The organism is Enterobacter sp. ECC-249 (assembly GCF_043965265.1).
GTDB lineage: Bacteria > Pseudomonadota > Gammaproteobacteria > Enterobacterales > Enterobacteriaceae > Enterobacter > Enterobacter quasiroggenkampii.
In genome coordinates, this window is sequence record NZ_CP143660.1 from 3,935,149 (window position 1) to 3,961,289 (window position 26,141).

At 59.0% G+C, this 26,141-nt stretch carries 22 protein-coding genes; 8 read left to right on the plus strand and 14 right to left on the minus strand.

What is annotated here, in order from left to right; genetic code table 11:
• Positions 1–34: 34 nt before the first annotated feature.
• From V1587_RS18710 to V1587_RS18725, 4 genes are all read right to left on the minus strand, one after another.
• Positions 35–736: a DnaA inactivator Hda gene (locus V1587_RS18710; protein WP_211438414.1), complete on the minus strand. Its 702-nt coding sequence runs from the start codon at positions 734–736 to the stop codon at positions 35–37.
• 96 nt (positions 737–832) lie between these two features.
• Positions 833–2,122, minus strand: a complete 1,290-nt coding sequence (gene uraA / locus V1587_RS18715; RefSeq protein WP_371897414.1) for a uracil permease — start codon at positions 2,120–2,122, stop codon at positions 833–835.
• An 86-nt stretch (positions 2,123–2,208) separates the two neighbouring features.
• Positions 2,209–2,835, minus strand: a complete 627-nt coding sequence (gene upp / locus V1587_RS18720; protein WP_008501641.1) for a uracil phosphoribosyltransferase — start codon at positions 2,833–2,835, stop codon at positions 2,209–2,211.
• 225 nt (positions 2,836–3,060) lie between these two features.
• Positions 3,061–4,491, minus strand: coding sequence for a 6-phospho-beta-glucosidase (locus tag V1587_RS18725; protein ID WP_048226189.1), 1,431 nt, complete (start codon positions 4,489–4,491; stop codon positions 3,061–3,063).
• Between the two features lie 266 nt (positions 4,492–4,757).
• On the opposite strand from V1587_RS18725, the gene purM reads away from it, so the two are divergent.
• The 4 genes from purM to ppx all read left to right on the plus strand — a co-directional run bounded on the left by purM (position 4,758) and on the right by ppx (position 10,264).
• Entirely contained in the window at positions 4,758–5,795 is a 1,038-nt protein-coding gene (purM, locus tag V1587_RS18730) for a phosphoribosylformylglycinamidine cyclo-ligase (protein WP_032675306.1), read from the plus strand.
• A complete protein-coding gene (gene purN, locus V1587_RS18735) occupies positions 5,792–6,433 on the plus strand; it encodes a phosphoribosylglycinamide formyltransferase (RefSeq protein ID WP_021241814.1) in 642 nt (213 codons plus the stop codon). Before purM ends, purN begins: the two co-directional genes overlap by 4 nt.
• 228 nt (positions 6,434–6,661) lie before the next feature.
• Positions 6,662–8,722, plus strand: a complete 2,061-nt coding sequence (gene ppk1, locus V1587_RS18740) for a polyphosphate kinase 1 (RefSeq protein ID WP_371897415.1) — start codon at positions 6,662–6,664, stop codon at positions 8,720–8,722.
• Positions 8,723–8,725: 3 nt separating this feature from the next.
• Positions 8,726–10,264: an exopolyphosphatase gene (gene ppx, locus V1587_RS18745; protein ID WP_371897416.1), complete on the plus strand. Its 1,539-nt coding sequence runs from the start codon at positions 8,726–8,728 to the stop codon at positions 10,262–10,264.
• A gap of 4 nt (positions 10,265–10,268) precedes the next feature.
• Here the strand turns inward: ppx and V1587_RS18750 are convergent, their stop codons facing one another.
• Positions 10,269–12,509 carry an EAL domain-containing protein gene (locus tag V1587_RS18750; protein ID WP_371897417.1) on the minus strand — a complete coding sequence of 747 codons (2,241 nt, stop codon included), beginning with the start codon at positions 12,507–12,509 and terminating at the stop codon, positions 10,269–10,271.
• A gap of 369 nt (positions 12,510–12,878) precedes the next feature.
• Here V1587_RS18750 and V1587_RS18755 point away from each other — a divergent pair, with 369 nt between their 5' ends.
• Entirely contained in the window at positions 12,879–13,061 is a 183-nt protein-coding gene (locus V1587_RS18755) for a YfgG family protein (protein ID WP_371897418.1), read from the plus strand.
• Here V1587_RS18755 and V1587_RS18760 read toward each other — a convergent pair.
• Entirely contained in the window at positions 12,992–13,936 is a 945-nt protein-coding gene (locus tag V1587_RS18760) for a LysR family transcriptional regulator (RefSeq protein ID WP_371897419.1), read from the minus strand. The genes V1587_RS18755 and V1587_RS18760 overlap by 70 nt on opposite strands.
• A gap of 97 nt (positions 13,937–14,033) precedes the next feature.
• Between V1587_RS18760 and V1587_RS18765 the strand changes: the two genes are divergently transcribed.
• The 3 genes from V1587_RS18765 to V1587_RS18775 are packed head-to-tail and all read left to right on the plus strand — an operon-like array spanning position 14,034 to position 16,535.
• Positions 14,034–15,263: an MFS transporter gene (locus tag V1587_RS18765; protein WP_371897420.1), complete on the plus strand. Its 1,230-nt coding sequence runs from the start codon at positions 14,034–14,036 to the stop codon at positions 15,261–15,263.
• A gap of 49 nt (positions 15,264–15,312) precedes the next feature.
• Positions 15,313–15,780, plus strand: coding sequence for a DUF6130 family protein (locus tag V1587_RS18770; protein WP_371897421.1), 468 nt, complete (start codon positions 15,313–15,315; stop codon positions 15,778–15,780).
• An 11-nt stretch (positions 15,781–15,791) separates the two neighbouring features.
• Positions 15,792–16,535 carry an alpha/beta fold hydrolase gene (locus V1587_RS18775; RefSeq protein ID WP_371897422.1) on the plus strand — a complete coding sequence of 248 codons (744 nt, stop codon included), beginning with the start codon at positions 15,792–15,794 and terminating at the stop codon, positions 16,533–16,535.
• Between the two features lie 57 nt (positions 16,536–16,592).
• Here V1587_RS18775 and iolB read toward each other — a convergent pair whose 3' ends face one another.
• From iolB to iolG, 8 genes are read right to left on the minus strand one after another with little or no spacing between them, the layout of a single operon-like run.
• Positions 16,593–17,417, minus strand: a complete 825-nt coding sequence (iolB, locus tag V1587_RS18780; protein WP_371897423.1) for a 5-deoxy-glucuronate isomerase — start codon at positions 17,415–17,417, stop codon at positions 16,593–16,595.
• A 9-nt stretch (positions 17,418–17,426) separates the two neighbouring features.
• The gene (iolE, locus tag V1587_RS18785; protein ID WP_023618722.1) at positions 17,427–18,317 is read right to left on the minus strand and encodes a myo-inosose-2 dehydratase; all 891 of its coding nucleotides are present in this window, start codon (positions 18,315–18,317) and stop codon (positions 17,427–17,429) included.
• A gap of 11 nt (positions 18,318–18,328) precedes the next feature.
• Positions 18,329–20,233 carry a 5-dehydro-2-deoxygluconokinase gene (gene iolC, locus V1587_RS18790; protein ID WP_395314451.1) on the minus strand — a complete coding sequence of 635 codons (1,905 nt, stop codon included), beginning with the start codon at positions 20,231–20,233 and terminating at the stop codon, positions 18,329–18,331.
• A gap of 12 nt (positions 20,234–20,245) precedes the next feature.
• A complete protein-coding gene (locus V1587_RS18795) occupies positions 20,246–21,379 on the minus strand; it encodes a Gfo/Idh/MocA family protein (protein ID WP_371897425.1) in 1,134 nt (377 codons plus the stop codon).
• A gap of 8 nt (positions 21,380–21,387) precedes the next feature.
• Positions 21,388–22,416 (minus strand): ABC transporter permease, encoded by a 1,029-nt coding sequence (locus V1587_RS18800; protein WP_008502116.1) that lies wholly within the window; start codon positions 22,414–22,416, stop codon positions 21,388–21,390.
• An 11-nt stretch (positions 22,417–22,427) separates the two neighbouring features.
• Positions 22,428–23,975 carry a sugar ABC transporter ATP-binding protein gene (locus V1587_RS18805; RefSeq protein ID WP_248165366.1) on the minus strand — a complete coding sequence of 516 codons (1,548 nt, stop codon included), beginning with the start codon at positions 23,973–23,975 and terminating at the stop codon, positions 22,428–22,430.
• A 54-nt stretch (positions 23,976–24,029) separates the two neighbouring features.
• A complete protein-coding gene (locus V1587_RS18810) occupies positions 24,030–24,959 on the minus strand; it encodes a sugar ABC transporter substrate-binding protein (RefSeq protein WP_008502118.1) in 930 nt (309 codons plus the stop codon).
• 31 nt (positions 24,960–24,990) lie between these two features.
• Entirely contained in the window at positions 24,991–25,977 is a 987-nt protein-coding gene (gene iolG, locus V1587_RS18815; protein WP_042715811.1) for an inositol 2-dehydrogenase, read from the minus strand.
• Between the last annotated feature and the right edge of the window lie 164 nt (positions 25,978–26,141).

Sequence of the window (26,141 nt, forward strand, 5' to 3'; positions counted from 1 at the left end):
CCGGTAAGGCGTAGCCGCCACCGGGCGAGCAAATTCAAAGCTTGAGAATATCTTTCACAAACGGAATGGTCAGCTTGCGCTGGGCGGTAATGGAGGCGCGATCGAGCTGATCGAGCGTGTCAAACAGGGTGCGCATTTCGCGATCCAGACGCTTGAGCAGGAAACGCCCCACGTCCTCCGGCAGCTCAAACCCGCGCTGCTTAGCGCGCAGCTGTAACGCCTGAAGCTTATCTTCATCCGACAGCGGCTGAAGCTTGTAGATTTGCCCCCAGTCCAGACGAGACGCCAGGTCCGGCAGCCCCAGATTCAGCTGGCGAGGCGGACGATCGCCGGTGATCAGCAGCCGGGTTTTGCCCGACTCCAGAATGCGGTTGTAAAGATTGAAGATCGCCATTTCCCACGGCTCATCCCCCGCCACGCATTCGATATTATCGATGCAGACCAGCGAGAGATGCTCCATTCCTTCCAGCACCTCAGGCACGAACCAGGTACGTTTATCCAGCGGCACGTAGCCTACTGCATCTCCGCGCGCCGAAAGCTCCGCGCAGGCGGCATGCAGCAGATGGCTGCGCCCCGCGCCTTCGCGTGACCAGATATAGATGTATCCGCTGTGATCCTGACGCAGCACGTTTTGCAGTGCAGCCAGTAAAGAGGGGTTATCACCCGGCCAGAAACTCGCAAAAGTTTCGTCGTCAGGGAGATAGAGTGGCAGAGAGAGCTGTGCCGGTCCGTTCAGAAATACCTCAACCAGAGATCCTACGTAAAATCGAAATGGAGTTTAACACGGAACCTGCAAGGAGAGAACCGGGCGATCCCTCGCCCGATTCTTCGATCAATGTGACGCTTTTTCACTATCGTCCGCGTCCAGAATCTCTTCTTCCGGACGGATTACCGAGATCAGCTTGAAGATCAGGCTCAGGCCCACGCCGACGATGGTCGCCAGCGCCATGCCCTTGAGCTCGGCCGCGCCAATGTGCACCTTCGCGCCGCTCACGCCGATAATCAGGATCACCGAGGTCAGGATCAGGTTTTGCGCCTTGCTGTAATCCACTTTGGACTCAATCAGCACGCGAATACCGGAGGCACCGATCACGCCGTACAGCAGCAGAGAAACGCCGCCCATCACCGGCACTGGAATGATCTGAATCGCTGCCGCCAGCTTGCCGACGCAGGAGAGCAGAATGGCGATGATCGCCGCGCCGCCGATAACCCAGGTACTGTAGACGCGGGTAATCGCCATCACGCCGATGTTTTCACCGTAGGTGGTGTTTGGCGTGGAGCCAAAGAAACCGGAGATGATGGTGGAGAAACCGTTGGCAAACATGGAGCGGTGCAGGCCCGGGTCGCGGATTAAATCGCGCTTAACGATGTTCGCCGTCACCACCAGGTGACCGACGTGCTCCGCAATCACCACCAGCGCCGCAGGCAGAATGGTGAAAATAGCAAACCATTCAAAGCGAGGGGTGTAGAAGGTTGGCAGCGCGAACCAGTGGGCCTGAGCAATCGGGGTGGTGTCCACCACGCCCATCGCGAAGGAGAGCGCATAGCCCACCAGCACGCCGATCAGGATCGGGATAATCGCCATAAAGCCGCGGAACAGCACGGAGCCAAACACCGTTACGCCCAGGGTCACCAGCGAGATGATAATGGTTTTGGAATCCGGTGACTGGCCGTCAGCAGGCAGCAGGCCGGCCATATTCGCCGCCACGCCCGCCAGTTCGAGACCGATGACGGCCACGATGGCGCCCATCGCCGCAGGGGGAAACATCACGTCGAGCCAGCCGGTACCGGCTTTCTTCACGATGAAGGAGACCAGGCAGAACAGGACGCCACACATGATAAAGCCGCCCAGCGCGACCTCATAACCCAGCGGCAGCAGCAGTAATACCGGAGAGATAAAGGCGAAGCTCGACCCGAGATACGCCGGAATTTTTCCTTTACAGATAAAGAGGTACAGCAGCGTACCGATGCCGTTGAACAGCAGCACGGTAGCCGGGTTAATGTGGAACAGGATTGGCACCAGCACGGTTGCGCCAAACATGGCGAACAGGTGCTGCAAACTAAGCGGGATAGTCTGTAAAAGCGGCGGTCTTTCACTCACCCCGATAGCACGGCGCGTCATAGTGTTTTCCTCTGAGTAGTATCGTTGTTGGTGTTTTATTCAAAAAAAAGCCGACTATCAAAGTCGGCTTATTTATCGTTATTCGATTATTTCGTACCAAAGATCTTATCGCCGGCATCGCCGAGCCCCGGGATGATGTACCCGTGCTCGTTCAGCCCCTGGTCGATAGAGGCGGTATACAGCTCAACGTCCGGGTGCGCTTTTTCCAGCGCCGCGATCCCTTCCGGAGCCGCAACCAGTACCAGCACCTTAATGCTGCTGCAGCCCGCTTTTTTCAGCAGGTCGATGGTAGCGATCATTGAACCGCCGGTCGCCAGCATTGGGTCAACTACCAGCGCCATACGCTCGTCGATGTTAGACACCAGCTTCTGGAAGTAAGGAACCGGCTCAAGGGTTTCTTCGTTACGGTAGATCCCGACCACGCTGATACGCGCGCTTGGCACGTGCTCCAGCACGCCTTCCATCATGCCGAGGCCGGCACGCAGGATTGGCACTACGGTAATTTTCTTACCTTTGATCTGCTCAACCTGCACCGGGCCGTTCCAGCCTTCGATGGTGACTTTTTCTGTTTCCAGATCGGAGGTCGCTTCGTAGGTCAGCAGGCTGCCGACTTCAGAGGCCAGTTCGCGAAAACGCTTCGTGCTGATGTCATGCTCACGCATCAGGCCCAACTTGTGTTTAACGAGTGGGTGTTTCACTTCCACAATCTTCATTCTCTTTCTCCTCTGAATGGCATCCGCAAAAAAATCGCGGGATTATACCGCTTTTTTCAGATTAGGCCATACCCATCTTGCTTGACGTATATCAAGCAAAATGATTTAGAGACAAAAAAACCGGAGGCGAGACTCCGGCTTGAGTGCGGGGTTCTGCCGGGTGGCGCTAACGCTTACCCGGCCTATACATCCCGTAGGCCCGGTAAGCGCAGCGCCACCGGGCAATTATAGCTGCTCCCCGTTGCTCGCAATCACCTGCTTATACCAGTCGAAGGATTTCTTCTTGCTGCGGTTCAGCGTGCCGTTCCCTTCATTGTCTTTATCGACAAAGATAAATCCGTAGCGTTTTTTCATTTCACCGGTACCGGCAGACACCAGGTCGATACAGCCCCACGGGGTATAGCCCATCAGGTCTACGCCATCCTCCACCACCGCTTTTTTCATCTCGCGGATGTGGGCGGCCAGGTAGTCAATGCGGTACTGGTCGTTCACCGTGCCGTCGCTCTCCTGCACGTCGATTGCGCCAAAGCCGTTCTCAACGATAAACAGCGGCAGCTGGTAGTGATCCCAGAACCAGTTGAGGGAGTAGCGCAGCCCCACCGGGTCAATCTGCCAGCCCCAGTCGGATTTCTGCACGTACGGGTTGGAGACCAGGCTCTTGCTCTCGTCATAGTCCAGCTGCGGGTTGTCCGCCGTCGCCTTTGTAGCGAAGGACATATAGTAGCTAAACCCGATGTAATCCACGCAGCCCTGCGTCAGCGCGGCTTTATCTTCTTCGGTAATATCCAGCGTGAAGCCGCGACGTTCGAAGTAGTTGAGCAGATGCTGCGGGTACTTGCCGCGCACGTGCACGTCGGTGAACCAGTAGCGACGGTGCATGGCGTTCATCGCCATCATCATATCGTCCGGCGCGCAGGTCAGCGGGTAGATTGGGCACATGGCAATCATGCAGCCGATCTGCAGGGACGGGTTAATCTCGCGCCCCGCCTTCACCGCCAGCGCGCTGGCCACCAGCTCATAGTGCGCGGCCTGGAACATCACCGGCTCGCGGTCTTCGCCCGGCGCGTACTTCAGCCCGGAGTTGGTGAACGGCGCAAAGTCTTCGTGGAAGTTGGCCTGGTTGTTGATCTCGTTAAAGGTCATCCAGTACTTCACTTTATGCTGATAGCGCTGGAAAACCACTTTTGCAAAACGAACGAAGAAGTCGATCAGCTTACGGTTGCGCCAGCCGCCGTATTCGGTGACCAGGTGGAAAGGCATCTCGAAGTGAGAGAGGGTAATAACCGGTTCGATGCCGTACTTCAGACACTCGTCGAACAGGTCGTCATAGAATTTCAGGCCAGCCTCGTTCGGCTCACGCTCGTCACCTTTCGGGAAAATGCGCGTCCAGGCGATAGAGGTGCGGAAGCATTTGAACCCCATCTCGGCAAAGAGTTTGATGTCTTCTTTATAGCGGTGGTAGAAATCGATGGCGTCATGGTTAGGGTAATTTTTCCCCGGTAGCACGCCGTTGGTGATTTCACGCGGCACGCCGTGCGCGCCCGCGGTCATGACGTCGGCTACGCTTACGCCTTTACCCCCTTCTTTCCAGCCGCCTTCCAGCTGATGCGCCGCAACCGCACCGCCCCACAGAAAATCTGCTTTAAATCCTGACATTCGCTTTCCCTCATTCTGCGTTATTTTCTGCAAAAACAATTACAGAAACCGGTTTCAGTTGAATGATGTGCAAAGCCGTTAATGGTTGCAAGGAGAATGCCGAAACCGGTTTCATTTTCGTGAACAGACGCAAGTTTGGGCGCACTGGCAGGCTGCGCGTAAAAAAAAATCCTCTCGCCGAGAATAGGCTCGCAAACGTTTGCCTGGACTGTTAGAATTGCGCCGATTTTTCTTACTAGCTATGCAATCGCGTGGGGATTTAAGCCGTGACCAACAAAACTTCTCTCAGCTACAAAGATGCCGGTGTTGATATTGACGCAGGTAATGCGCTGGTTGACCGAATCAAAGGTGTGGTGAAAAAAACCCGCCGCCCGGAAGTGATGGGTGGTCTGGGTGGATTCGGCGCACTGTGCGCGCTGCCGCAAAAATATCGTGAACCTGTTCTGGTCTCGGGAACTGACGGTGTAGGCACCAAGCTGCGCCTGGCGATGGATTTAAAACGTCACGACACGATCGGTATCGATCTGGTTGCGATGTGCGTGAATGACCTGGTGGTTCAGGGCGCAGAGCCGCTGTTCTTCCTCGATTACTACGCCACCGGCAAACTGGACGTGGATACCGCGGCAAGCGTGATCAACGGTATCGCCGAAGGATGCCTGCAGTCTGGCTGTGCGCTGGTCGGCGGTGAAACCGCGGAAATGCCGGGCATGTATCACGGCGAAGATTATGACGTCGCGGGCTTCTGCGTCGGCGTAGTAGAAAAATCAGAAATTATTGACGGCAGCAAAGTGGCGGATGGCGATGTGCTGATCGCGCTGGCCTCCAGCGGCCCGCACTCCAACGGCTACTCCCTGGTGCGTAAAATCCTCGAGGTGAGCGGCTGTGACCCGCTGACGACCGAGCTTGAAGGGAAACCGCTGGCTGACCACCTGCTGGCCCCAACCCGCATCTACGTGAAGAACGTGCTGGAACTGATCGAGAACGTCGACGTTCACGCCATTGCCCACCTGACCGGCGGCGGCTTCTGGGAAAACATCCCGCGCGTCCTGCCGGACAACACCCAGGCGGTGATCGACGAATCCTCATGGCAGTGGCCGGCAGTCTTTAACTGGCTGCAGACCGCAGGCAACGTGAGCTCTCACGAAATGTACCGCACCTTCAACTGCGGCGTGGGCATGGTTATCGCCCTGCCGGCAAGCGAAGCGGATAAAGCGGTTAAGCTGCTGACAGAGAAAGGTGAAAACGCGTGGAAAATCGGTACGATTAAAGCCTCCGATTCCGAACAGCGTGTGGTCATTGAATGAAAAACATCGTGGTGCTCATTTCCGGCAACGGAAGTAATTTGCAGGCCATCATAGACGCCTGCAAGCAGAAGAAAATCAACGGCACCATTCGGGCAGTATTCAGCAACAAGGCCGACGCGTTCGGCCTTGAGCGCGCGCGGGAAGCGAACATACCCGCGCACGCGCTGGAAGCCAGCCAGTTCGCCGGGCGTGAAGCCTTTGACCGCGAGCTGGTTCAGGAGATTGATGCCTACGCGCCGGACGTCGTGGTGCTGGCGGGCTATATGCGCATTCTGAGCCCAGCCTTTGTCGCGCACTACGCCGGACGTTTGCTGAATATTCACCCTTCTCTTCTGCCGAAATATCCCGGCCTGCACACCCATCGTCAGGTTCTGGAAAACGGCGATGAGGAGCACGGCACCTCCGTGCATTTCGTCACCGACGAGTTGGACGGCGGTCCGGTGATCCTGCAGGCCAAAGTCCCGGTCTTTGACGGCGACAGCGAAGAAGACGTGACCGAACGCGTGCAGACCCAGGAGCATGCCATTTACCCGCTGGTGGTGAGCTGGTTTGTCGACGGGCGTCTCGAAATGCGCGACGGCGCAGCCTGGCTGGACGGCGTGAAGTTACCCCCGCAGGGTCATGCTGCCGAAGAGTAGTTTGTTTAAATCGCCCGGTGGCGCTTCGCTTGCACGGGCCTACGGTTCCGTAGGTCGTGGTAAGCCCAGCGCCACCCGCCCCCTCTTCCCCAACCCTCTAACTTCCCCAACAAAAAAAATAACTGTCATACTTTTCTGGCACTGTTGGACATATCGTGGAAATGCTCGCCATAATAAGGACGAGACGGATTTACCACGTCCTGTGATTGAACTGGAGTGTGAGCTGTAATGGGTCAGGAAAAGTTATATATCGAGAAAGAGCTAAGCTGGTTAGCATTTAACGAACGTGTACTCCAGGAAGCGGCTGACAAAAGTAACCCGCTGATCGAACGCATGCGTTTTTTGGGCATCTATTCCAACAACCTGGATGAATTCTATAAGGTTCGCTTTGCCGAGCTGAAGAGACGCATCATCATCAGCGAAGAACAGGGCCTAAACTCGCACTCGCGGCATCTGCTGGGCAAAATCCAGTCCCGCGTGTTGAAAGCCGATCAGGAATTTGACGGCCTGTATAACGAACTGCTGCTGGAGATGGCGCGTAATCAAATCTTCCTGATTAACGAACGTCAGCTTTCCGTTAACCAACAAAACTGGCTGCGCCACTATTTTAAACAGTACCTGCGCCAGCACATTACCCCGATTCTCATCAACCGCGAAACCGATCTGGTGCAGTTCCTGAAAGATGACTACACCTATCTGGCCGTAGAAATTATTCGCGGTGAATCCATCCGCTACGCGCTGCTGGAGATCCCGTCTGATAAGGTGCCGCGCTTTGTGAACCTGCCGCCGGAAACCCCGCGCAGACGCAAACCGATGATCCTGCTGGACAACATTCTGCGCTACTGTCTGGACGATATCTTCAAAGGCTTCTTCGATTACGATGCGTTAAACGCCTACTCGATGAAGATGACCCGTGACGCCGAATATGACCTGGTGCACGAGATGGAAGCCAGCCTGATGGAGCTGATGTCATCCAGCCTGAAACAGCGACTGACGGCCGAGCCGGTGCGTTTTGTCTATCAGCGCGATATGCCGGACGCTATGGTGGAAATGCTGCGCGAGAAGCTGACCATCTCGCGATATGACTCCATCGTACCGGGTGGTCGTTACCACAACTTTAAAGACTTTATTGGCTTCCCGAACGTCGGCAAAGCCAATCTGGTGAACAAGCCGCTGCCGCGCCTGCGCCATCTGTGGTTCGATAAATTCCGCAACGGATTCGATGCCATTCGCGAACGCGATGTCCTGCTCTACTATCCGTATCACACGTTCGAGCACGTGCTCGAACTGCTGCGTCAGGCCTCGTTCGACCCGAGCGTGCTGGCGATAAAAATTAACATCTACCGCGTGGCAAAAGATTCCCGCATCATCGACGCGATGATCCATGCGGCGCACAACGCCAAAAAAGTCACCGTGGTGGTTGAGCTGCAGGCGCGCTTCGACGAAGAGGCCAACATTCACTGGGCGCGCCGTCTGACGGAAGCCGGTGTACACGTCATCTTCTCCGCGCCGGGGCTGAAAATTCACGCCAAGCTGTTCCTCATCTCCCGTAAAGAGGGCGACGATGTTGTGCGTTATGCCCACATCGGTACCGGGAACTTTAACGAGAAAACGGCGCGAATTTATACCGACTACTCTCTGCTGACCGCCGATGCCCGCATCACTAACGAAGTGCGCCGGGTCTTTAACTTTATTGAGAACCCGTACCGTCCGGTTAGCTTCGACTATCTGCTGGTCTCGCCACAGAACTCGCGCCGTCTGCTGTACGATATGATCGATAAAGAGATCGCCAATGCCCAGAAAGGGCTGTCGTCCGGCATCACGCTGAAGCTTAACAACCTGGTGGACAAAGGGCTGGTGGACAGGCTGTACGCCGCGTCCAGCTCCGGCGTGCCGGTTAACCTGCTGATCCGCGGCATGTGCTCGCTGATCCCGGAACTGGAAGGCATCAGCGACAATATTCGCGTGATCAGCATTGTTGACCGCTACCTGGAACACGATCGGGTCTATATTTTCGATAATGCGGGTGATAAGCAGGTCTATCTCTCTTCTGCAGACTGGATGACGCGCAACATTGACTACCGTATTGAAGTCGCGGCACCGCTGCTGGATCCGCGTCTGAAGCAGCAGATCCTCGACATCATCGAGATTCTGTTCAGCGATACCGTGAAAGCACGCTATATCGACAAAGAACTCAGTAACCGCTATGTACCGCGCGGCAACCGCCGTAAAGTGCGGTCGCAACTGGCGATTTACGACTATATCAAATCACTCGAGCAGCCCGATTAACCTATGCCGATAAATGATAAGACACCACGCCCGCAGGAATTCGCCGCGGTCGATCTTGGCTCTAACAGTTTCCACATGGTCATCGCCCGTGAGGTGGATGGCGCGCTGCAAATCATCGGTCGTCTGAAGCAGCGCGTACACCTGGCGGATGGTCTTGATGAACGCAGCATGCTTAGCGAAGAAGCGATGGAGCGCGGGTTAAACTGCCTGTCGCTGTTTGCTGAACGCCTGCAGGGCTTCTCGCCCTCAAGCGTATGCATCGTGGGCACCCATACCCTGCGCCAGGCCCTGAACGCCCCGGAGTTCCTCAAGCGGGCCGAAAAGGTGATCCCCTACCCGATTGAGATCATCTCCGGCAACGAGGAAGCGCGTCTGATCTTCATGGGCGTCGAGCACACCCAGCCGGAAAAAGGGCGCAAGCTGGTTATCGATATCGGCGGTGGCTCAACGGAGCTGGTGATCGGCGAAGACTTTGAGCCTCGCCTGGTGGAAAGCCGCCGTATGGGCTGCGTCAGCTTCGCGCAGATGTATTTCCCGGGCGGCACCATCACCCGCGAGAACTTCCAGCGTGCGCGTATGGCGGCCGTCCAGAAGCTGGAAAACCTGGCCTGGCAGTACCGTATTCAGGGCTGGAACGTGGCGCTGGGCGCGTCAGGCACCATCAAAGCGGCGCATGAGGTGCTGCTGGCGATGGGTGAAAAGGACGGGTTTATCACGCCCGAACGCCTGACATTGCTGACCGACGAAGTGCTGAAGCATAAAAGTTTTGACGCTTTAAGCCTGCCGGGTCTTTCCGACGAGCGTAAAGCGGTCTTCGTACCGGGGCTGGCTATTCTCTGTGGCGTGTTTGATGCCCTCGCCATTAAAGAGCTGCGCCTTTCCGACGGCGCGCTGCGCGAAGGCGTGCTGTATGAGATGGAAGGCCGCTTCCGCCATCAGGATATTCGCAGCCGCACCGCGCAAAGCCTCGCTAACCAGTACAACATCGATCGCGAGCAGGCGAAGCGCGTGCTGGACACTACGGTGCAGATGTACGACCAGTGGCAGGAGCAGAATCCGAAGCTCGCGCACCCGCAGCTTGCCGCGCTGTTGAAATGGGCAGCGATGCTCCATGAGGTGGGACTTAACATCAACCACAGCGGGATGCATCGCCATTCGGCCTACATTCTGCAAAACAGCGATCTGCCTGGCTTCAACCAGGAGCAGCAAACCATGATGGCGACCCTGGTGCGTTATCACCGTAAAGCCATCAAGCTTGACGACCTGCCGCGCTTTACGCTGTTCAAGAAAAAACAGTTCCTGCCGCTTATTCAGCTGCTGCGTCTGGGCGTACTGCTTAATAACCAGCGTCAGGCGACCACCACGCCGCCTACGCTGAAGCTTAAAACCGACGACCATCACTGGACGCTGAGCTTCCCGCACGACTGGTTCAGCCAGAACGCGCTGGTCCTGCTGGACCTCGAAAAAGAGCAGCAGTACTGGGAAGCGGTCACCGGCTGGCTGCTCAAAATTGAAGAAGAGAGCGCCGACGTCGCCGCATAACGGCTCAGGCGTCCTCGGTGGACGCCTCTGCTTCCGGCAGTGACTCAAGCGGTGCCGGCCTGCCAATCAGATAACCCTGCACATAATCGATACCTAGCGCGTGAACCGCGCTACGTATCTCTTCGGTTTCGACGTACTCCGCCACCACCAGCATCTTTTTCATGCGCGCCAGATGGCAGATAGAGGCCACAATCTGATAATCCAGGCTGTTGTTGACGATATTGCGGATAAAGCTGCCGTCGATCTTGAGAATATCCGCATCCACACTTTTCAGCCGCGCATAGCTCGCATAGCCGGTGCCAAAATCATCAATCGCAATACGCACCCCCATTTTCTGCAGCTGACGGAGAATATGTAGCGCCTGCTCCGCATTGCAAAAGGTGCTGCACTCCGTCACTTCAAAGATCAGCTGCCATGGCTCAATGGCGTATTTCGCCAGCAGGCGACTCACCTCATGCGGAAACTGCACCCGACACACGGTCGACGGAGCCAGATTAATGGCAAAGCGCTGGCCGGGCAGCCTTTCTCGATGCGCGGCCAGGAAGCGCAGAGTATGCTCCAGCACCCACAAATCCACTCGCGAGGAGAGTCCAAACTCCTGCGCGACGGGCAGGAACTGGTCGGGGGAGATCAATAGCCCGTTGGCATCCGGCATCCGGAGCAGGACTTCATGATAGCAATCGCCACGCAGGCCGCGAACGGGTTGAACCAGCAGGGTGAATTCGTCGTTATCAAGCGCCTTTTGCAGGCGGCTCATCATCGCGACCTTATCCTTCAGGTTGCGCTGCAAATGGACGGCGCCACGCTGCTGAAGATTTTCCGGATGATTGGAGGAGAGCGACATGTCGGCAACCACGCCGAGTTCACCCAGTACCAGATAAAGATGGTTAACCGGGGACCGGACATAGCAATAGCTCACGCCCACCTGCGGCTGCAGCGGCATGCCGTCCCAGACAAAGCGGAACTGCTTGATATGCTCGTCCAGGGTTTCAATCCGCTGCTGGTGCGATTCCGCGTTGAGCCGTACCGCCAGGTCATACCCGGTCAGGTGATACACCAGCTCATTGGGCTGGAGCGTGCCATTCACCCACTGCGCCAGCTGCTGCTTGTACTGAATACGCAGCAACACGCCGTAATTTCGGCCCAGAATTTCCAGCTCCGGAATGCGCAGCAGGCAGAGCGCCGACCACGGATTTTTCGCCAGATCGCGCGACAGCGCCCGCAGATTAGGCATATGAACAACCGGGTCGAGCAGCGCCAGCCGGCGGGAGCGTTTGTTCGCCGCGCGCTGCCGGGTCGCCAGCATCGACATATAAATCACCACGAACGAGAAGACCAGGTAACTGGAAGAGGTGATCGCCAGCTGAATGTCATACCCCGGGTTCACCGGGATATAGCGGTAAAAATAGTGAATAGACACCAGCAGTATCGGCGTCCAGATAAGCGAAATCGGCTTATAGCCAAAACGCATCGCGCCCCAGAGCATCACCGGCATCAGCAGCGAAAGGGTGTAGTTAGTGGTGAAAATGGAGCTGTTCTCATTCATCGGAAGCAGGAGCAGCGAAAGCAGCCCGCCAAGCGCGATAGCCCACATCAACATCTCAACGACCGTCACCTTTTTGTCTATCTCGGAACGGATCTGCGAGAGGAGGCTTTTGATATAGCGCGGATGACGAAGCAGGCGGATCAGCAGATAGCTCAGCGGCACGCCCGTCAGCCCGCTGACCAGCAGCGTCTGATAGTTGATGAGCGTGCGAATATTGAGCGGATTTAATCCTGCAAGGCTCTGACGGCTCTCATACACGCCTAAATACACCGCAAACTGAAACAGCACCAGAAACAGCGTCGCGGGGCAGAAGACCTGCCAGAAGATGCGCTGCGCCATAAGCCTCAAGTCGCCGTACGCGGTCATATTCCGTCTGGGCGCAAACACCCGGTAGCCTCCCCAGCTGAGCACTAAAGGGACGATAAAATGGAGGATCCCTGCGACGGTTTCAAACATCCCGACCGACGGGTAATAGCGGATAAACAGCGACAATACGATCCCGGGCAGCGCTTCCAGGCCAAAAAACATCATCAGCGAAAGCAAAAATGAGAGGGGTAAATAATAGAGTGCCGCAATGCCGTCGCCCAGCTGCGTGAAGGTATTCGCGATGCTCAGCACGGGAAGTAAAACCACAGGCAAAATAAGCGGCAATGCCCACCAGCGGTTTTCATTTTTTTTCAGGAAAGCGAGAATATTCATAGATGCCCGGTTAAACCCCTTTCGCTCCAGAGGGAAAATAAAGACAGGCATCCAACCTGACGTACGCCGCCCGGCGGCGTGCGGGGCGAACTGTGTGGAGGAAGGATTTTAAATATCAGGGCCGGAAAGCCGTTGACTTAAATCAAACTACTTTACGCAAATAACTTTTTGCAGCGATTTTTTTGAAATTATTTTCTTCATATTATCAATATGGTAAATGCATTAATTAATTTCAATAACATTAATCAATGTAAACATTGACGGTTATTTACACATAGCAGAATTGACCCCGTCTTCCCGCTGTGCCTTAATATCCTTGTCGCCCAAAAGGGCTTATCCAGGAAAAACAGAGTGAGTCAGGTCACGCGTATGCGAAAACGACATCAATTTAATACCCGAATGACCCGCATCATACTGCTCATCAGCTTCCTGTTTTTCTTTGGCCGCTTCGTTTACTCTTCGATTGGCGCCTGGTATCACCATCAGGACAAAACCCAGTCGCAGCAGTCCAGCCTGACCGTCGACACCGCTGACCGCCAGGCAGCCGGATAGTTTTGCAGTATCCGAATAATGCCCGATATCCCTTTGCTGAGGATTTTGTCCTGCCGCATCACCACGGCCAACTGCCGCTGCAGCATCGGCGTCAGCGACATCACGCATAGCCCTTCGCGATCGGCCTCATGTTCGACCGCCATTCGCGGCACAATACTGTAGCCCAGCCCCGCACGAACCATCCGTTTGATCGCCTCGATGCTGCCAAGCTGCATCACCGGCGCGATCGCTAAACCCTGGGCGGCAAACCAGCCGTCGATCAGCGCCCGGGTACCGCTGCCTGATTCAAACGCAATCAGCGGCTGAGCGTGCAGCGCCTCAGGGGTAAAGTCTCTGAAAGCATCCTGCTGCTCCCGCGACGAGATAAAAACAAACTCTTCGTCCATTACCGGCATGACGTCCAGCGCTCTGCCACTCACCGGCAGCGTCACCAGCCCCATATCGAGACGGTTCTCTTCGATGGCCCTGACGATGTCGAGGGTGTTGCCCGTCGTCACTCCCACGCTCAGGAGAGGATAGTCGCGGCGTAGCTGCTCCAGCATCGGCGGCAGAAGATGGATGCAGGCCGTTGCCCCCGTGCCTAGCGTAATGGTGCCGCTTACGTCGTGGCTAAACGCATTCACGGACCGGATGGCGTCATCCACCGCCTGCTGAATACGCTCCCCGTGCGCCAGCAAGGTTTCTCCGGCAGCCGTAGCCTTAATCCCCCGCCCGGTACGCTCCACCAGCCGCGTTTGCAGAAACTGCTCCAGCTGGCGTATTTGCAGGCTGACGGCGGGCTGGGAGATGCCCAGCACGTCCGCTGCCGCTGAAAAGCTGCCGCGCTGGTGAACCAGACGGAAGGTGGCGAGATAGCCCAGATTAAGCGTCGTCATTCAAAGTTTCTCTTATACCGCGCATAAGGTTGCGGCCCTGCCAGCACAATACCGCGCCCGTTATGCTCAGGACAACTGCATAGCGGAATGAAAAATAATGGAAACACCAGCCTTGCCACATCGCCTCGCCCTCACGGCCGGGTGTAATCAACTCATCAACTGGGGGATTTCGTTTTATATGCCCGGCACCTTTGCGCTGGCCATTTCAGCCGACCGGGGATGGTCGTCACCGCAGATTTACCTCGGCCTGACGCTGGCGATGCTGGTGATGGCGGCGGTTTCCCCGTTTGTCGCCCGCCTGCTGGCACGCTTTGGCGGTCAGAAGGTGGTAATGGGCGGAACGCTGCTGATCGCCGCAAGCTGCGCAGGAATGGCGTATACCCGGACGCTTTATGGCTGGTACGGCGCCTGGCTGGTCGCCGGTATAGGGATGCGCCTGTCGCTGTACGATGCGCTGTTCGCCGCGCTGGTGAACCTCTACGGGCAGCAGGCGCGAAGAACGATCTCGCGCGTCACGCTGGCGGGCGGGCTGGCCTCCGCCGTCTTCTGGCCGCTGGGCGATGCTCTGCTTCAGGTAATGAGCTGGCAGGAGGCGCTGCGCGTCTATGCTCTCTTCGGCCTGCTGAGTGCGGCGCTGATAAGAACGCTTCCCCGGCAGCGGCTGACGGTGACGACAAAGGTCGCCGCGCCGCCGCTGAAAAACGAACGGCGTAACGGCTGGCTTTATGCCGCCTTCATTGCCCTCATCACCTTTGTCTCTAACGGCACCTCCACCCATCTGCCGGAGTTTATTGCCCACTTCGGCCTGCCGGTCGCCATCGGCATGCTGTGGGGAATCGGCCAGACGGGCGCGCGTTCGCTGGAGGTGCTGGCGGGAGCTCGCTTAACGCCCTTCAAGCTGACGCTTTTTACCGCGCTCGCCATGCCGCTCTGTTTTCTTATGGGGTTGAGCAGCGCCCTGTTTGTCTGGTGTGTGGCCGGTTTTGTACTGGGCTATGGGGCCATCAACGGGCTGGTCACCATCGTTAAAGCCACCCTGCCGCTGGAACTCTTTAGCGCGGAAAGATATGCCCGCCGCACGGGCATGCTGCTGATCCCCGGCCAGCTGATGGCGGCAGCCTCACCGTTTGCCTATGCTTGGCTGAATAAAACGCTGGGGATCGCAGGCGCAATGTGGGTTTCTACGGGGCTGACGCTGGTAATTGCCGGGCTGGCGATAGCGATTGTGCGCTGTCCCGGGAAGCAAACTGTATCGCATTGTATCCCGCGCGATGCGCTGACAAACGGGTACAAAACGCCGCCTCCGGTAAATATCTCCGATACATAAAAATGGTTTTCTTTCCCTGTCGTCATTCAGAACCGATGAGGAGAGAACCATGATTCGTCGCTATGTACTTTTCCCCCTGATTGTCCTGGCATCTGTCGCACGGGCCCAGGCCACACCGCTGGACAATCTGAGCGCCGCGGACGTTAACGGCCCCGCCGCCGTTGCCCCGCTGGCGCAGCCGCAGCCGCCCGCAAAGCTGATCGTCGATCCGCCGCTTGCCGGGCCGCTGAGCAAAGGCGCGGTGTTTATCCAGTACCGAGCCGAAAACCTGCGCATCGAGCCGGTATTCGGCCCCGACGCGCTCAAGGTCACCCCGCGCATCGGGCACATTCACGTGGTGGTGGACGACGCGCCGTGGCACTGGGCTGACGCCAGCGGAGAGCCGGTGATCCTGGTGGGGCTGCCCGCCGGTAAACACAAGGTGACGATAATTCTGGCCGACCCGACGCATAAGCCGCTCGATCACAAAACCGTTGAATTCACCGTCCCGCCCCACGCGGCGGTCCACCATTTTTAAGGAGTCTGAAGATGAAAGCACTGTCTGTACTAACGGCAGGCCTGCTGGCGCTTTCCGCCAGCGCCTTTGCGCAGGGTAAAACCAGCGTCGTGCTGGTCCACGGCGCGTTTGCCGACGGCAGCAGCTGGAATAAGGTGATTGCCCTGTTGCAGAAGCAGCACGCCGAGGTCATTGCCGTCCAGCTCCCGCTCACGTCGCTTAAGGATGACGTTGCGGCCACGCGGCGGGCTATCGCCCGCGCCAAGGGTGACGTGGTGCTGGTGGGCCACTCCTGGGGCGGCACCGTGATTAGCGAGGCGGGAAACGATGCGCGGGTAAAATCGCTGGTGTATGTGGCGGCGTTCGCGCCTGATTCCGGCCAGTCGACGGCGGACCTGGCAGAAAGCTACCCCGCACCGCCGGGCAGCGCGGGCATTGCCAAAACAGCGGACGGCTATTTATACCTGCCGACGGAAGCCGTCAGGAAGGATTTCGCGCCTGACGTGAAGCCAGCCATGCAAGATACGATTGCAGCCACGCAGGGGCCAATTAAGGCCGAGGCGTTTGGTGAAAAGGTTGCCCACGCGGCGTGGCATGACAAACCGAGCTGGTTTGTGGTCAGCAAGAATGACCGAATGATCAACCCCGATCTTGAGCGTGCGATGGCAAAGACTATCCATGCGAAATCCGCAGAGGTGGTGGCAAGCCACGTGTCGATGGTGAGCCAGCCGGAGGCTATCGCCCGGACGATTGAGCAGGCGGTTGAAGCAAAGTAATATTTTTGCGGACTGTAGGCCGGGTAAGCGCAGCGCCACCCGGCAAATCAAACGGCTTCAGCCCTCGCTGGCAGCGGGATAATCCCGATTAATCCACGCGTGGTCCTCCTCCCAGGTGAACATCCATTTGCGCACCGGACCTGCCATCACGTTGAGGTAGTAGCTGTCATACCCGGCCATCGTCGCCACCGGGTGGTAGCCCTTCGGCACCATAACCACGTCACGGTTATAGACCGCCATGCACTCATCCAGCGTTCTGTCGTCGGTGTAAACCCGCTGCATGCAGAACCCCTGCTCCGGATTGAGACGATGATAGTAGGTCTCCTCCAGATACGTCTCCTGCGGCGGGTTATCCGTGTCGTGCTTGTGGCTCGGATACGAGCTGGTGCAGCCCTCGTTGGTCCAGACCTCCACCACCAGCAGGCTGTCGGCGGGCTTGTCTTCCGGCAGAATGTTGTGCACGTAGCGCTGGTTATGGCCCTTGCCGCGCGCTTCAGCGTCGATATCCTGCGGCGCAATCAGCCGCGTCGGATACGAGCCCTTGCCCGGCGCGGCGCAGACCGCCAGCTCCAGCGTCGTCAGCGCCTTCACCTGCACCGTCTCCTGCGGGGTGACGTACACCGCCCACGGCTTGATGCGTTCAAACGGGCTCATCCGCTCGCCGATGTCGTTAAACTGCGCGGAAGGCGTGCTGATGGAAGCGCGTCCGGCCACCAGCACCAGACAGCGCTCTTCGCTGACGGCGGGCAGCGTCAGCGTCTGCCCCTCCTGCAGCTCATACGCCTCAAAGCCGACGTAACCCCACCCTGCGCTTTCCGGCGTGACGGACTGGGTGCGTCCCTCCGCGTTCGGCTGTTGCCAGCGTGATAACAGACGTGACATGTCACCTCCTCAAATCAGCCCGGCGTCGCGCGCCAGGCGGCTCAGATTGTTATACCCCAGACGGGCGTAGGTCAGCGGATGGGCAACGGCCGGATCCTGCTCGGCCTCCACCACCAGCCAGCCGTGATAGTCCTGCGCCTTCAGCAGCCGCATAATCGGCGGATAATCGACGCAGCCGTCGCCCGGCACGGTAAACACGCCGCTCAGCACCGCGTCGAGGAAGCTGGTCTTGCGGTTTTTCACGTCCGCCAGCACGTCGGCACGCACGTCTTTGCAGTGAACGTGGTTGATGCGCGACGCCCAGCGTTGCGCCACCGCCAGCGGATCGGCCCCGGCAAAGGTCAAATGGCCGGTATCGAGCAGTAGCCCCACCGCGTCACCGGTGTGGGTCATCAGATTGTCCACATCGTCGGCGGACTCAATCACCGTGCCCATATGGTGATGGTAGGCAATCTGTACTCCCTGCTGCTGAGTGTAGCGGGCAAACTCGGTGAGCTTCTCGCCGTACTCTTTCCAGCGCGCCTGCGGGAAGCGCGGGCGCAGGTGCACCGGGGTCTGCTGCTCGCCGTGAATGCAGCCGCTCACTTCCGCAAAGACCAGCACCTTCGCCCCCAGCTCGCGCAGGAGCGTCAGGTGGGACTGCACGGCGGCGATCTCCTCCTCCACGCTGCGCTCCAGCAGACGGCCGGAGTACCAGCCGGAGACCAGCTGCAGGTCGTGGCGCTGCAGGATGGGGCCGAGCAGGCGCGCTTCGCGCGGGAACTTATTGCCCAGCTCGAAACCGGCGAAACCGGCCTCTTTACCTTCGCTCAGGCAGGTCTCCAGCGACGTTTCCGCGCCGAGAGAAGGCAGATCGTCGTTCGTCCACGTCAGCGGGTTAATGCCCAGTTGTACACTCATTGTCGTCTCCATTATGCGTGTCCGCGCTCGCGCCACCAGGCGATAAGCTGCAGGTAGTTGTCCCGGATGCGCGCCACCAGCTGCGCATCGTCAATATCGTGTTTCAGCCACGCGCGGGAGGCATCGCCAAACAGCGTGCGCCCCACGGCGAAGCCTTTCACCAGCGTCTGACCCGCTGCGGCTTTAAAGTCGGCGCGCAGCTGTTCCGCCGGGGCGTCCAGCCCGAGGATCACCACCCCGCGGCAGTGCGGGTCCCGGCGTTCGATAATCTCGCTCAGCGCCGTCCAGCCGTCGGCGGAGAGCGGCGGCAGCTTCCACCAGTCCGGGTAAATGCCGAGGTTGTAGAAGCGGGAGATAGCGCGCAGGTAGAGCTCGTCGCTGCGCGGCATGGTCGCGGGCAGGATCACCTCCAGCAGCAGCTCGTGCCCGGACCGGCAGCAGGCGTGATACACCTCGGCGATTTTTTGCTCCTGCTCCAGGCGCAGGCCGTGAGCGTCTTCCGGGTGGAAGAAGACCAGGCACTTCACCACGTGCTCCTGCGGCCAGCTGATGAGCTGGGTGCCGATGTTGCCATGCTCCATCTCCAGCGGACGCGAGCCCGGCAGCTCAATGGGGCGACCAATCCACCACCCCTCGCCGGTGATGGCGTTCAGCGCGTCCTGACCAAAGGTGCCGTCGCACAGCAGGCCAGCTTTGCCCTCCAGCCCGGCCCGGCTCGCCGCCTCGCGGCTGGCCTGCAGGATCAGCTGCTTCAGCGCCGGAATGCGCCCGATCGACGCGCCGCACTGCAGCGCCATATCCTCAAGCTGGCTGCGGTGGTCGAAGGCCATCACGCACAGCTCCGGCCACTCGCGACGGCGGGTGGTCACCCGGTGGAGGTGGTTCAGACGCGGGTCGAGGTCCGGGCGCGGCACATCCGCAGCGCGGGAGAGATAGTCATCCAGCTCGATTTTGCTCGGCATCGCCGGGGCGCAGCCGTGGCGCGAGACCACCAGCGCGCCGCAGGCGTTGGCGTAGCGGCACGACTGCTCCCAGCCCTCGTCGTTCAGGTAGCCGCGCAGCAGGCCGGACATAAACGCATCTCCCGCCCCGAGGACGTTCAGCACCTCCACGCGCACGCCGGTCACCGTCAGGCCGTCGTCCAGCCGGGGCGGAATGGCGTCGGTATAGACCGAGCAGCCTAGCGCGCCGCGCTTGCAGACCAGCACTGCCTTGCTTACGGCACGCACCTGCCCCAGCGCCTGCAGGGTCTCCGTGCTGCCGCCCGCAATGTGAAACTCCTCCTCGGTGCCGACAATGACGTCGAAGAGGTGTAACACCTCCTGCAGCTCGCAGGTGACCTTATCGGCGGCGATAAAGCGCGTTTCACCGTCGCCTAAGGAGGTCAGCCCCCACAGCACCGGACGGTAATCGATGTCGAGCACCGTGCGCACGCCGTGACGGCGGGCATAGCCCAGCGCCGTCAGCACCGCCTCGCGGGTCTGAGGATGAGAAAGGTGAGTCCCGGTGATGGCAAGACAACGTGCGGAGGCAATGTAGCTTTCATCCACATCGCTGGCGGTAATCGCCATATCCGCGCAGTTATCGCGATAAAAAATAAGAGGAAAGGTGTCCCGGTCTTTAATGCCGAGTAGTACCAGCGCCGTGAGGCGGTCTTTATCGGTAATCAGATGGCTGGTATCACAGCCCACCTGATTAAGCTCTTCCCGCAGGAAGCGGCCCATATGTTCATCGCCGACGCGCGCCAGCATCGACGAACGTAAACCCTGACGCGCGGTGCCGTACGCCACGTTGCCGGACGACCCGCCGAGATATTTGGCGAAGCTCGACGCGTCCTCCAGACGGGCACCAATCTGCTGACTGTAGAGGTCTACCGCCACGCGGCCCATGCATATCACATCAAACTGCTTTTCCACGTTGATACCTCATCAGACAATGTCGTTCACGTTCAGCCAGCGGCCTTCCCGGTGCGAAAGCGCGATCGCGTCCAGCACGCGCGACACCCTCCAGCCCTCTTCGAAGTCCGGCCACATCGGCGCGTCGGCGGCAATCCCGTCCACCAGGTCGCGCACTTCCACCGTTTTTTGATCGTTAAAGCCTATCCCGTGGCCTGCGCCCATGCAGAACGCGGCGTAGTCCGGGTGCGCCGGGCCGACGAGTAAGGTGCGGAATCCCTGACGGTTCACCGGATCGTCATGCAGATAGAGCTTCAGCTCCGCCATGCGCTCCTGGGTGAAGCTGACGGCGCCTTTCGTGCCGGTAATGACGTACGACAGCCCCATCTTGCGGCCGCAGGCGACGCGGGAGGTTTCAATCACGCCCTGCGCCCCGCCCGCGAAGCGCACCATCGCGTGGGCCTGATCCTCGTTTTCGACGGCGATCATCTCTGCCGATCCGGCCTTCGCCGGACGCTCCGGGACCACAATCTTCAGATCGCCGCAGACCTGCTCAATCTCCCCGACCAGGTACTGGGCCATGTTGACGATGTGCGCCGCGAGGTCGCCCAGCGCCCCAAGCCCGGCGGTCTCCTTAAAGCAGTGCCAGTGAATGGGCGAAAGCGGGTCGGCCATATAGTCTTCGTTGTGGGTGCCGTAGAAGTGGATCACCTCGCCAATCTCGCCGCGGGCGATAATCTCCTTCGCCAGCTGCGCCGTCGGGTTCTTCATGTAGTTGAACCCCACCAGCGTTTTCACCCCGGCCCGCTTCGCGGCGTCGACCATCTCGCGCGCGTCGTGGGCGTTCAGCGCCAGCGGCTTCTCCGAATAGACGTGCTTGCCGTGGCGGATCGCCTCCAGCGCCATCTCTTTATGCAGATGGTTGGGTGAGCAAATATCCACCACGTCAATAGCCGGGTCGGCCACCAGCGCCCGCCAGTCGCCGGTGGAGCGGTTGAAGCCAAACGCCTGCGCGCGCGCTGCCGCGAGCTCCGGCGTGACTTCCGCCACCATCTCGCGCACCAGCCTGCCGCGCAGGTTGAACACCGTCGGGGCCTGGGCATAGGCGATAGCGTGCGCCTTGCCGATATACCCGGTGCCAATCAATCCAATACGAACCTCTTTCATTGCGATCCTCACAGTGCGCCGCGACGGCTCTTGGCGTAGGTATCAAACGCCACCGCCAGAACGATAATTAATCCGGTGATAATCTGCTGGTAGTAGGCCGAGACGTTCATCAGCACCAGGCCGTTAATCAGAATCCCCATGATGATGGAGCCGATAATGGTGCCGCCGATGCGCCCGTAGCCGCCCATCAGCGAGGTGCCGCCGATCACCACCGAGGCGATGACGCGCAGCTCAAAGGAGATCCCGGCCACCGCCTCGGCGCTCCCCAGACGCGCGCTCAGAATGAAGCCCGCCAGCCCCGCCAGGCAGCCAATCAGCACGTAGACGCTGACCAGCACGCGCTTGACGTTCACCCCCGCCAGGCGCGCCGCCTCCGGGTTACCGCCGATGGCGTAGACGAAGCGGCCCCAGCGGGTTTTGTGCAGCGCCAGATAGCCGCCGAGGGCGACGATGGCGAAGATCCAGATCGGAATGGAGATGCCGAGCAGCTCCCCGCGCCCCCACCAGCGGTAGCCCTGATCGAAACCGGCGATCGGCGCGCCGTCGTTGATCACCAGCGTCAGGCCGCGCCAGATGGTCATCCCGCCGAGGGTCACGATGAACGGCGGCAGGCGCAGGCGGGTCACGCCCAGACCGTGCAGGAAGCCGATCGCCGTGCCCATCGCCAGACAAATCCCCAGCCCAATCAGCCAGCTCATGCCGCCCCAGGCATTCGGGTCGACGGTGGTGAAGTTGTCGCCTTTGATCACGTACGCCGCGGTCATGGCGCACACCGCCAGAATGGAGCCCACGGAGAGGTCAATCCCGGCGGTCAGGATGACAAAGGTCATCCCCACGGCCATGATCCCGTAGATGGACACTTCGGTCAGGATGTTGAAAATATTGCGTTCAGAGAAAAAATTGCTGTTCTGCGACTGGAAGAAGATCAGCAGCAGGATCATGAAAATCAGAACCCCGAAGCGCTCGAAGAAGGCGATGGGATCGATGCGTCCGGCGCGTTTGACCGGGGCCTGCGTTTTAGAAATCATCTGCGTCATGAGAAACTCCGTTATGCCGCGTTCAGGGCGTTGTGGTTGATGGCCATCATCGTCATCAGCCGTTCTTCGTTAGCGTCGTCACCGTGGATCTCGCCGGTCACTCGCCCTTCGCTGAGGGTGATGATCCGGTCAGACACCGCCATCACTTCAGGCAGATCGGAGGAGATCACGATCACCGCCACGCCCTTTTTCGCCATGTCAAACAGCACCTGGTGCACTTCTGATTTGGTCCCCACGTCGATGCCGCGCGTCGGCTCATCGACGATCAGCACCCGCGGGTTGAGCGCCATGCAGCGCGCGAGGATCACCTTTTGCTGGTTACCGCCGGAGAGCTTGCGCACCTCCTGCGCGCTGTTGACCATTTTGATCTGCAGCGCCTTGCGGTAGGACTCGATCAGATCGTCCTCTTTGCGGGTGTTCACGAACCAGCGCCACTGCAGCAGCGAGGAGAGGCAGGAGAGCGACAGGTTGTCGCGAATCGACAGTCCCAGCACCGCCCCCTCTTTTTTGCGGTCTTCCGGCACCAGCGCCACGCCCTGGTCAAGGGCATAGAGCGGGTCGCGCGGCTGGTAAGGCACGCCGTCCAGTTCAAAGCTCCCGGAGGTAAACGCGTCTGCGCCAAACAGGCAGCGGGCCACTTCGGTGCGCCCGGCGCCCACCAGCCCGGCAATGCCTAAAACCTCCCCGGCGTGAACGTGGAAGCTGATGTCGTGCAGGGCGATGCCGTGCGGATCCAGCGGCGGCTTTTCGCGGCTCAGCCCCTTCACCGCCAGGCGGACGGGTTTATCCTCATGATGCGTTTCACTTGCGGGGCGACGGTTAAAGGCCACGTCGCGTCCGACCATCAGGCGGATCAGCTGTTCGACGTTGGTCTCCGCCACCGCGCCGGTGCCGGTGAAACGGCCGTCCTGGAAAACGGTGAAGCGATCGCAGAGCTGGAAAACTTCGTGCAGACGGTGGGTGACGTAAATAATGCTCACGCCACGGTTTTTAAGCTCGCGCACCACGCGGTGCAGGCTTTCCACCTCGCTGTCGCTCAGCGCGGCGGAAGGTTCGTCCATAATGATTAGCCTGGCGTTGAGGGTCAGCGCCCGGGCGATCTCCACCATCTGCTGCTGGGCGACGCTCAGGCGGGCGACAGGCGTGGTCGGCGCAACGTTCAGCTGCAGGTAATCAAGAATGACCTGCGCCTCCTGGTTAACCGCCCTTTCGTCGACGATCAGGTTACGTTTACGCGGCTCGCGCCCGAGAAACATGTTTTCCGCGACGGTCATGTTGGGCAGCAGGTTGAATTCCTGATAGATGGTGATAATGCCCTTGTTCTGCCGTTCCACCGGGGAGTCGTCCACCGGCAGCGTTTCGCCGTTGAACCAGATATCCCCGCGGGTTTGCGGCTGCGCCCCCGCTAGCGCCTTCAGCAGCGTGGATTTACCCGCCCCGTTTTCTCCCAGCAGAGCGTGGATCTCGCCCGCGCCGACGGTCAGCTGAGCGCTGCTTAACGCCCAGACGCCGGAAAAGCTTTTTGCCAGGTCGGTCACTTTCAGTAAGGGTTGCGACATCGGTCTGCTCCTCCTTTAGAGTGAGCCGCCGCGCCAGCGGCGGCTGCGGATAAATCAGTTACCGGCCTCACCGATACGCTCGGCCTGCTGCAGGTTTTCTTTGGTGATCAGCGTCGGCGGGTAGTCGGCCCCGGTGATGGCTTTTTTCTCGCGCACGTTGGCCACCAGCTGGCTCATCGCCGTCTGCACCGCAAAGCCCGGACGCTGATCCGCCGTTACCGCCAGCCAGCCGTCACGCACGCGGGCCAGCGCTTCCGGCACCGCATCAAAGCCGGTGACCAGAATTTCTCCCGGCTTCACGCCCTGGCTCTGCAGCGCTTCAATCGCCCCCAGCGCCATATCGTCGTTGGCGGAGAGGATCACCTGCGGACGTTTCGGCAGCGAGGGCAGAACGCTTTCCACGATGCGCATCCCTTCAGAACGCATCCAGTTACCGGTCTGATCGGCGACGATCTTGTACTTATCGCCACCCGCCTTCAGGCTGTCGCGGATCCCTTTAGTGCGTTCGATGTTGGAGGAGGAGCCCGGCTGGCCGGTCAGCAGAATGATCTCCGCCCCGTCGGGGAATTTGGTTTTGACGAAGTCGCCAATCGCCTGGCCGCCCTTGTAGTTGTTGGCGCCAAAGTGCGGCACTTTCTTCTGGCTGTCGACGGATCGGTCAAGGGTGACCACCGGCAGCTTCGCATCCTGAATTTCATCTACCGCGCTGGAAACCGCGTTGACGTCGTTCGGGGAGACGATAAAGCCCTGCGCCCCTCGGGTGATGGCGTTTTCCAGGTCAGCCACCTGCTTCGGTGAGCTGCCCTGCCCGTCAAGCACCTGAAGCTTCACGCCCATCTCTTTTGCGGCTTTCACCGCCGTGCGCTGCATGTGAACTTCAAACGGCATGGCCAGGTTTGGCGTACTGAAAACAATTTGCTCGTTTTCGGCGAGGGCGGCCCCGGACGTCATGGCGATGAGGGCGGCTACGATCAGTTTTTTCATTATTATGTCTCTCTGTGTAGGGTTGTGGTGTTTAGAGGACGATCTCGCGCTGGCTGCGCAGCGACTCCAGCGCTTTATCCGCGAGGTACAGCGCACGTTCACCATCATCGCCGCTGCAGTCAGGCACCGCTTCGCCGCGCAGAACCGCAACAAAGTGTTCCCATTCCGCGGCGTAAGCGGATTTGTAGCGCTGCAGGAAGAAATGTTCCGGCAGCGCGCTGGTGCAGCCCTGTTTGCCGTAGTGCTGCACCTGGTTTTCAAGAATATTGCCCGCGCACAGCAGCCCTTCGGAGCCGTGCAGCTCCAGACGCTGGTCGTAGCCGTAAGATGAGCGGCGGCTGTTGACGATGGTCGCCATCGCGCCGGAGGCGTATTTCAGAACGATAAACGCGGTATCGATGTCCCCCGCCTCGCCAATCGCCGGATCCACCAGGTTGCTGCCCTGGGCATACACCGACACCGGCTCTTCGCCCATGATGAAGCGCGCCATGTCAAAATCATGAATGGTCATATCGCGGAACATGCCGCCGGAAACGCGCACGTATTCCGCAGGCGGTGGAGACGGATCGCGGGAGATAATGAGCAGCGATTCCGGCTTACCGATGCGCCCGGCCTGCGCGTCGGTTTTCACGCGGCGAAACTGCGGGTCAAAGCGGCGGTTGAAGCCAATGAACAGCGGCACATCGTACTCTTTGACCACCTTCAGACAGTCGCGCACGCGGGCGAGGTCGAGGTGTACCGGCTTTTCACAGAAGATGGCCTTGCCGTGGCGGGCGGCCATTTCAATCAGGTCCGCGTGGGTATCGGTGGCGGAGGCGATCAGCACGGCGTGAACGTTAGGGTCGGTCATCGCTTCATCCAGGCTCTGCTGGCGGGCCTGATACTGCGCGGCGAGGCGGGTGGCAAATTCCTGATTCGGGTCAACCACGGACCAGAGCGTGGTCGCGCCGTGGCTGGCGATGTTAGCTGCATGTACCTGGCCAATTCGGCCAGCGCCCAGTAAAGCAATGTTAAACATAACGGCTCCCGGTGTTGGTGAATGCTGTGAACTAACGACCCTATAAATAAAACATTTATTTCATTTTTATAAATAGTGAAAATTATGTTTTTGAGTGCGGGTTAACACTTTTGAGATGAATGAGATAAATTTTGTTATCAATCTCACAACATGGAAGGATGTGC

Excerpts from the sequence above, each read along its gene's own strand:
- V1587_RS18795 (WP_371897425.1), bottom strand. The coding sequence starts at position 21,379 with ATGAAAGAGGTTCGTATTGGATTGATTGGCACCGGGTATATCGGCAAG.
- ppx (WP_371897416.1), top strand. The coding sequence starts at position 8,726 with ATGCCGATAAATGATAAGACACCACGCCCGCAGGAATTCGCCGCGGTC.
- V1587_RS18805 (WP_248165366.1), bottom strand. The coding sequence starts at position 23,975 with ATGTCGCAACCCTTACTGAAAGTGACCGACCTGGCAAAAAGCTTTTCC.
- V1587_RS18775 (WP_371897422.1), top strand. The coding sequence starts at position 15,792 with ATGAAAGCACTGTCTGTACTAACGGCAGGCCTGCTGGCGCTTTCCGCC.
- V1587_RS18800 (WP_008502116.1), bottom strand. The coding sequence starts at position 22,416 with ATGACGCAGATGATTTCTAAAACGCAGGCCCCGGTCAAACGCGCCGGA.
- V1587_RS18810 (WP_008502118.1), bottom strand. The coding sequence starts at position 24,959 with ATGAAAAAACTGATCGTAGCCGCCCTCATCGCCATGACGTCCGGGGCC.
- iolG (WP_042715811.1), bottom strand. The coding sequence starts at position 25,977 with ATGTTTAACATTGCTTTACTGGGCGCTGGCCGAATTGGCCAGGTACAT.
- upp (WP_008501641.1), bottom strand. The coding sequence starts at position 2,835 with ATGAAGATTGTGGAAGTGAAACACCCACTCGTTAAACACAAGTTGGGC.
- ppk1 (WP_371897415.1), top strand. The coding sequence starts at position 6,662 with ATGGGTCAGGAAAAGTTATATATCGAGAAAGAGCTAAGCTGGTTAGCA.
- V1587_RS18755 (WP_371897418.1), top strand. The coding sequence starts at position 12,879 with ATGCGAAAACGACATCAATTTAATACCCGAATGACCCGCATCATACTG.
- purN (WP_021241814.1), top strand. The coding sequence starts at position 5,792 with ATGAAAAACATCGTGGTGCTCATTTCCGGCAACGGAAGTAATTTGCAG.
- V1587_RS18765 (WP_371897420.1), top strand. The coding sequence starts at position 14,034 with ATGGAAACACCAGCCTTGCCACATCGCCTCGCCCTCACGGCCGGGTGT.
- V1587_RS18725 (WP_048226189.1), bottom strand. The coding sequence starts at position 4,491 with ATGTCAGGATTTAAAGCAGATTTTCTGTGGGGCGGTGCGGTTGCGGCG.
- V1587_RS18770 (WP_371897421.1), top strand. The coding sequence starts at position 15,313 with ATGATTCGTCGCTATGTACTTTTCCCCCTGATTGTCCTGGCATCTGTC.
- iolE (WP_023618722.1), bottom strand. The coding sequence starts at position 18,317 with ATGAGTGTACAACTGGGCATTAACCCGCTGACGTGGACGAACGACGAT.
- V1587_RS18750 (WP_371897417.1), bottom strand. The coding sequence starts at position 12,509 with ATGAATATTCTCGCTTTCCTGAAAAAAAATGAAAACCGCTGGTGGGCA.
- iolB (WP_371897423.1), bottom strand. The coding sequence starts at position 17,417 with ATGTCACGTCTGTTATCACGCTGGCAACAGCCGAACGCGGAGGGACGC.
- V1587_RS18760 (WP_371897419.1), bottom strand. The coding sequence starts at position 13,936 with ATGACGACGCTTAATCTGGGCTATCTCGCCACCTTCCGTCTGGTTCAC.
- uraA (WP_371897414.1), bottom strand. The coding sequence starts at position 2,122 with ATGACGCGCCGTGCTATCGGGGTGAGTGAAAGACCGCCGCTTTTACAG.